The following is a 5,172-nucleotide window of genomic DNA, read 5'->3' on the forward strand; positions in this document are numbered from 1 at the left end:
GCTTACTGCTGAATTCACTGTCGGCGAAGGTAAGTTGATGACTCATGATGAACCCTGTTCCATGGCTCCAGATGACAAACATGATCTCATATCAGGGACTTGTTCGCACCTTCCCAAGGTTTTCAGCAGCGAGTGGAGGGTACTTTTGCTCAGCCCCATCAGTTTGCTGATGTCGGTGATCTTAAGCTCGGTGGCCTGCTCGTTGAACAGGTCGAGGATCTGCAACGCACGTTCAACAGACTGAATAATCGGCATAATGCTGGTATGTCCACGCTGGAATTAAGGCGAAAACGTACCTTTTTCGGGGTGAAAAATCAATGAAATGGAGCTGGCCTGATTCGCCCGGCGGCGCTGCGCTTGCACGGGCCTACGGGTTTCGTAGGCCGGGTAAGCGCAGCGCCACCCGGCAACAAAGGCGGCTACATTATTGTTAGCGGGGGAATCAATTATTATCCCGAGCGGCGACAGACTGGATTTTCCAGACTCCATCTTCTTTAACCATGCAATCAATAACTGTGTGCTGAGTCTTTTTGCCAAACGTGATATTCACATTTACACAGACCGGATCAGAATCATAAGAAGCAATGGCAACATTCTCAGCCCAGTCCTCGCCGATATACTGCGATTTCATAAAAAAATCAGCCTCGTAAAATTCAGCATCGGCATAACGGGGATCGTCTGCATGACGTAATTTTTTCATGGTACTGGCCGTAACGAACTTATCGATTTCATTTCCCTCCTGGATAGGATAATGATCGTTGTTCACCTGTTTGACGTACCAGCGATTGAATTCAAGAGCGCGCTGCATCGGTATCTGAAAATCTTCGGCCCCCAATGCGGCTGTACTGAATAACACAATTAAGATGAGCTTATTCATATTAATAATGCCTGTATAAGGTGACGGCTGGCTGGAGTTGGCGATACGTTGGCCCCGGGTACATTGTTCTCTGTTTAAAATCTGAATACCAGGTTCCAGCACCATCGTAAATGCAGACATGCCCGTACTGATTCGGGCCGGGCAAGGCATCAATCACCGCGATATCCCCCTCTATGGGGGTGCCATAGACTTTTGAGAACCCTGCTTTTTCAAGAGAACGCCAGAAATCCTTAGCGTTTGCCCCTTCGATTTTAAGCCCTCCGGCTCGAATGGCGGCGGCGATTGCGCGAGCGCAATAATGTCCAGTATGGGTTAGTGCGTGGCTACGGGCGTATGACACAGCTTCATGCTTATTCCATGACATAAATAATCCTTATTAACGAAATGCAGCAATAAGGAAATATTACGCCGATAATATACGGTGTTTTGTAACTGATAATGATCTGATATTAACCATTATCTACTCAGTAAATAATGGTTAATAAAAATATAAATATCTATTATGGTTAATGCGTATCTGAGAAAGCGTCAGTAAAATGAATTTGTCTGCCCGACGATAACGCTGTTGTCGTTTTTAGTGTTTTCTCCCTCTCCCCGTGGGAGAGGGCCGGGGTGAGGGCACCAGACCGCAGAGGAGTCAATCACTCCCCAAGCGTCGCCACCATCACCGCCTTAATCGTATGCATCCGGTTTTCCGCCTGGTCGAACACGATGCTCGACGCCGACTCAAACACCTCGTCCGTCACCTCCATCCCGCCGTGCAGATCGAACTCCTTCGCCATCTGCTTGCCGAGCGTGGTCTGGTCGTCATGGAACGCCGGCAGACAGTGCAGGAACTTCACGTCCGGGTTGCCGGTCAGCGCCATCATCTGCGCGTTCACCTGATACCCACGCAGCAGCGCGATACGCTCCGCCCACTTCTCTTTGGCTTCGCCCATCGACACCCACACGTCGGTATAGATAAAGTCCGCGCCCTTCACGCCCGCCGCCACGTCTTCCGTCAGGGTGATTTTCCCGCCGTGCTTCTCCGCCAGCGCGCTGCACTCCGCTACCAGGCTCTCTTCCGGCCAGCAGGCCTTCGGGGCCACCAGACGCAGATCCAGCCCGGTCAGCGCCGCCGCTTCCAGCATCGAGTTGCCCATGTTGTTGCGCGCATCGCCCGCGTAGACCAGCGTCATCTCGTTAAACGCCTTGGCCGGCAGGTGCTCCTGCATGGTCAGCAGGTCCGCCAGCAGTTGGGTTGGATGGAACTCGTTGGTCAGCCCGTTCCACACCGGCACGCCCGCATACTGCGCCAGAGTCTCGACGACTTCCTGGCCATGGCCGCGATACTGAATGCCGTCGTACATCCGCCCGAGCACGCGCGCGGTGTCCTTAATTGACTCTTTATGCCCAATCTGGCTGCCGCTCGGCCCTAAATAGGTAACGCGCGCGCCCTGGTCAAATGCGGCAACTTCGAAAGAGCAACGGGTACGGGTCGAGTCTTTTTCGAAGATGAGCGCGATGTTTTTACCGGTAAGCTTCTGTACTTCCTTGCCATTTTTTTTATCGGCTTTGAGCTGTGCGGCAAGGGTCAGCAGAGAAGTGAACTGTGCAGGGGTAAAGTCGAGCAATTTCAGAAAGTGTTTCTTGTACAGATCAGACATTTTATCCTCACATGGCGAACGCCACTTATTGAATTAAAATTCACTTTATATGTGTAATTATTCATTTGCAACCCCGTTTCACAAATCTTTCCAACAAAGGTGGAGGCAAACCCGTCCGTGTGTGAAAATAGAAGTATCTGCCGCACTTTAAAGAGGATTGAGCCATGGCAAACCCGGAATTACTGGAAGAGCAACGCGAAGAGACGCGTCTGATTATTGAAGAGCTGCTGGAAGACGGTAGCGATCCGGACGCGCTGTACACCATCGAGCACCATTTCTCTGCGGATGATTTCGACGCGCTGGAAAAAATGGCCGTGGAAGCCTTCAAGCTGGGTTACGAAGTGACCGAGCCGGAAGAACTGGAAGTGGAAGAGGGCGACACCGTCATCTGCTGCGACATCCTGAGCGAAGGCGCGTTGAAGGCGGAGCTGATCGACGCGCAGGTTGAACAGCTGATGAACCTGGCCGAGAAGTTTGACGTGGAATATGACGGCTGGGGAACCTACTTCGAAGATCCGAACGGTGAAGACGGCGAAGAAGGCGACGACGAAGATTACGTCGACGAAGACGACGACGGCGTGCGTCACTAAGCGTTTCAGGCGGTGGCGCGCGCCACCGCTTTTTCAAGGCAGAACCATGGATTACCCGCAGATACTCGCCCCTGTACTTAACTTCCTCCAGTGCCCGACCCCGCAAGCATGGATTGATAAAGCCCGCGACCCGGCAAACCTGCCGCTGCTGCTCACCGACCACATGGTGTGCGAGCTCAAGGCCGCCCAGACCGCGCTGCTGCTGGTGCGTAAATACGTCGCCGACGAAAGCGGTGCCGACGCGCTGCTCGACTGGCTCAAACCCTACGAACAGTTCACCTTCCGCGACGGTCCGGAGCCGGACTTCATCGCCCTGCACAGGCAGATTGGCAAAAGCGTGATGCCCAAAACCGACGACCCGTGGGGCCAGGCGCTCATCGACAGCATGGTGCTGCTGATTAAAGAGGAGCTGCACCACTTCTGGCAGGTGCGCGAGGCGATGCTGGCCCGCGACATTCCGTATGTCAAAATCACCGCCAGCCGCTACGCCAAAGGGATGCTGAAGGAAGTGCGCACCCATGAGCCGCTGACGCTGATCGACAAGCTCATCTGCGGCGCCTACATCGAAGCCCGCTCCTGCGAACGCTTCGCCGCGCTGGCCCCGTTCCTCGACGACGACCTGCAGAAGTTCTATCTTTCGCTGCTGCGCTCGGAAGCGCGCCACTATCAGGACTACCTGACGCTGGCCCAGCAGGTGAGCGACGACGATATCTCACCGCGCATAAAGCTTTTTGGCGAAATTGAAGCCACACTTATCTCGACACCGGACAACGAGTTTCGCTTCCACAGCGGCGTGCCGGTGTAAACCGGCATAACTCAAGGATAAGGATGCGAGATGAATAAAACGTGGACCCGTATTGTGATTGTCGTCATTGCGGCTGCCGCCGTGGCGTTCTGGGTGTTTTTCGACAGGCAGCGCGCCCCGGAACGGCAGATGGATAACGCCCTTAACGCGATGCCCGCCTGGCAGGTGATTAAGGAGCAGGAGCCCGCGCTGCATCAGCGCATCCTCGACCAGATGGCCGCCCTGCAAAAAGCGGGCGAGCCGGAGCAGCAGATTATCGACACCATCCAGCCGCAGATCCTGCATCTGCAGATGTCGCGCCTGCAAAACGCCCCGGACGCCAACGTGGTGAACTACATGACCATCAACATGGAGCAGACCGCCGCCATCCAGAAGGTAAGCGACGACGCCTGTTTCCGCTTCCTCTACCCGATGGTGAAGGGCGGTGTTAACCCGATGCGCATGCTGGATAAAGACCTGATGGCGCGGCGCATGCAGGCCGACGCCGACATGATGCGCGCGGCCTACGGCAAAAACCGCCACACCGTGACCCAAGCCGAGCGCGAGGCGGCCGTCGAGGATGTGCGGCCGATTATGAAGCAACTTGCCGATAAGTACGGCGAGGACATCCAGCTGCTGCAGATGCCGGAGAAGGCGGCGGGCAAAGAGAAGCTCTCCTGCGATATGGTGCAGGAGATGTGGGCTAAGGTGCTGGCGCTGCCGGAGCAGAAGGCTGCGAGGGTGATTCGGCTGGCGGTGTCTGAGCTGGACTGACGGTAGCGCTGGTTTTTTGGGCACTTAGCGCGGGTTTAGCGCGTCGTCGCTTGCATGGCGGCGCGCGACAGGTATAATCCACAACGTTTCCGCATCCCCTTCAGTGCCGAAGTGGCGAAATCGGTAGACGCAGTTGATTCAAAATCAACCGTAGAAATACGTGCCGGTTCGAGTCCGGCCTTCGGCACCAAGTGATGCAATAATTAGCTACCTAAGGGTGGCTTTTTTTGTGTCTGAAATCTAGCCTTTGCAAGATCATCCCCACTATTTCGTTTGGCCTAATTAAATCTACTTACTGATAGGATTACATTGCCAGGTCTAACTTCCTTGGTAACTATGTCATTTTGAACCGAGTGAGATTAGAGGAGCATGATGTGTATGGTGGAATGATGTAGCCCCCTGAAACACCAGACAGTAGCTGTATCTCCAGATAAGAGATAGGCTTGAATATATGTCTAACACTAACACCAATTTTGAGATGACCGGGATCCTGTTAGGGCA

At 54.2% G+C, this 5,172-nt stretch carries 7 protein-coding genes, 1 tRNA gene and 1 pseudogene; 4 read left to right on the forward strand and 5 right to left on the reverse strand.

Annotation, left to right across the window (positions count from 1 at the left end; genetic code table 11):
* Window positions 1-90 precede the first annotated feature (90 nt).
* The 5 genes and pseudogenes from FHC52_RS22290 to argL all read right to left on the reverse strand — a co-directional run.
* Window positions 91-255, reverse strand: a pseudogene (locus FHC52_RS22290) (helix-turn-helix domain-containing protein); the annotation flags it as partial.
* Between the two features lie 187 nt (window positions 256-442).
* Window positions 443-877 (reverse strand): DUF3828 domain-containing protein, encoded by a 435-nt coding sequence (locus tag FHC52_RS22295; RefSeq protein WP_048961955.1) that lies wholly within the window; start codon window positions 875-877, stop codon window positions 443-445.
* A gap of 1 nt (window position 878) precedes the next feature.
* On the reverse strand, window positions 879-1,241 hold the full coding sequence (locus FHC52_RS22300; protein ID WP_045342520.1) for a hypothetical protein: 363 nt from the start codon (window positions 1,239-1,241) through the stop codon (window positions 879-881).
* 277 nt (window positions 1,242-1,518) lie between these two features.
* Complete coding sequence (gene argF, locus FHC52_RS22305) at window positions 1,519-2,523, reverse strand: ornithine carbamoyltransferase (RefSeq protein ID WP_220420274.1); 1,005 nt, start codon at window positions 2,521-2,523, stop codon at window positions 1,519-1,521.
* On the reverse strand, window positions 2,493-2,588 hold the full coding sequence (gene argL / locus FHC52_RS22310) for a putative translational regulatory protein ArgL (RefSeq protein WP_213014347.1): 96 nt from the start codon (window positions 2,586-2,588) through the stop codon (window positions 2,493-2,495). The genes argF and argL overlap by 31 nt, the downstream gene beginning before the upstream one ends.
* Window positions 2,589-2,687: 99 nt before the next feature.
* Between argL and rraB the strand changes: the two genes are divergently transcribed.
* From rraB to FHC52_RS22330, 4 genes are all read left to right on the forward strand, one after another.
* Window positions 2,688-3,113, forward strand: a complete 426-nt coding sequence (gene rraB, locus FHC52_RS22315; RefSeq protein WP_008501374.1) for a ribonuclease E inhibitor RraB — start codon at window positions 2,688-2,690, stop codon at window positions 3,111-3,113.
* A gap of 46 nt (window positions 3,114-3,159) precedes the next feature.
* On the forward strand, window positions 3,160-3,918 hold the full coding sequence (miaE, locus tag FHC52_RS22320; RefSeq protein ID WP_003862942.1) for a tRNA isopentenyl-2-thiomethyl-A-37 hydroxylase MiaE: 759 nt from the start codon (window positions 3,160-3,162) through the stop codon (window positions 3,916-3,918).
* A 30-nt stretch (window positions 3,919-3,948) separates the two neighbouring features.
* Entirely contained in the window at window positions 3,949-4,671 is a 723-nt protein-coding gene (locus tag FHC52_RS22325) for a topoisomerase II (RefSeq protein ID WP_220420275.1), read from the forward strand.
* Window positions 4,672-4,776: 105 nt separating this feature from the next.
* A tRNA-Leu gene (locus FHC52_RS22330) sits at window positions 4,777-4,861 on the forward strand.
* Window positions 4,862-5,172 lie beyond the last annotated feature (311 nt).

Origin of the sequence: Enterobacter sp. EC_64 (genome assembly GCF_019584165.1) — a bacterium.
GTDB classification, from domain to species: Bacteria; Pseudomonadota; Gammaproteobacteria; order Enterobacterales; family Enterobacteriaceae; genus Enterobacter; species Enterobacter roggenkampii.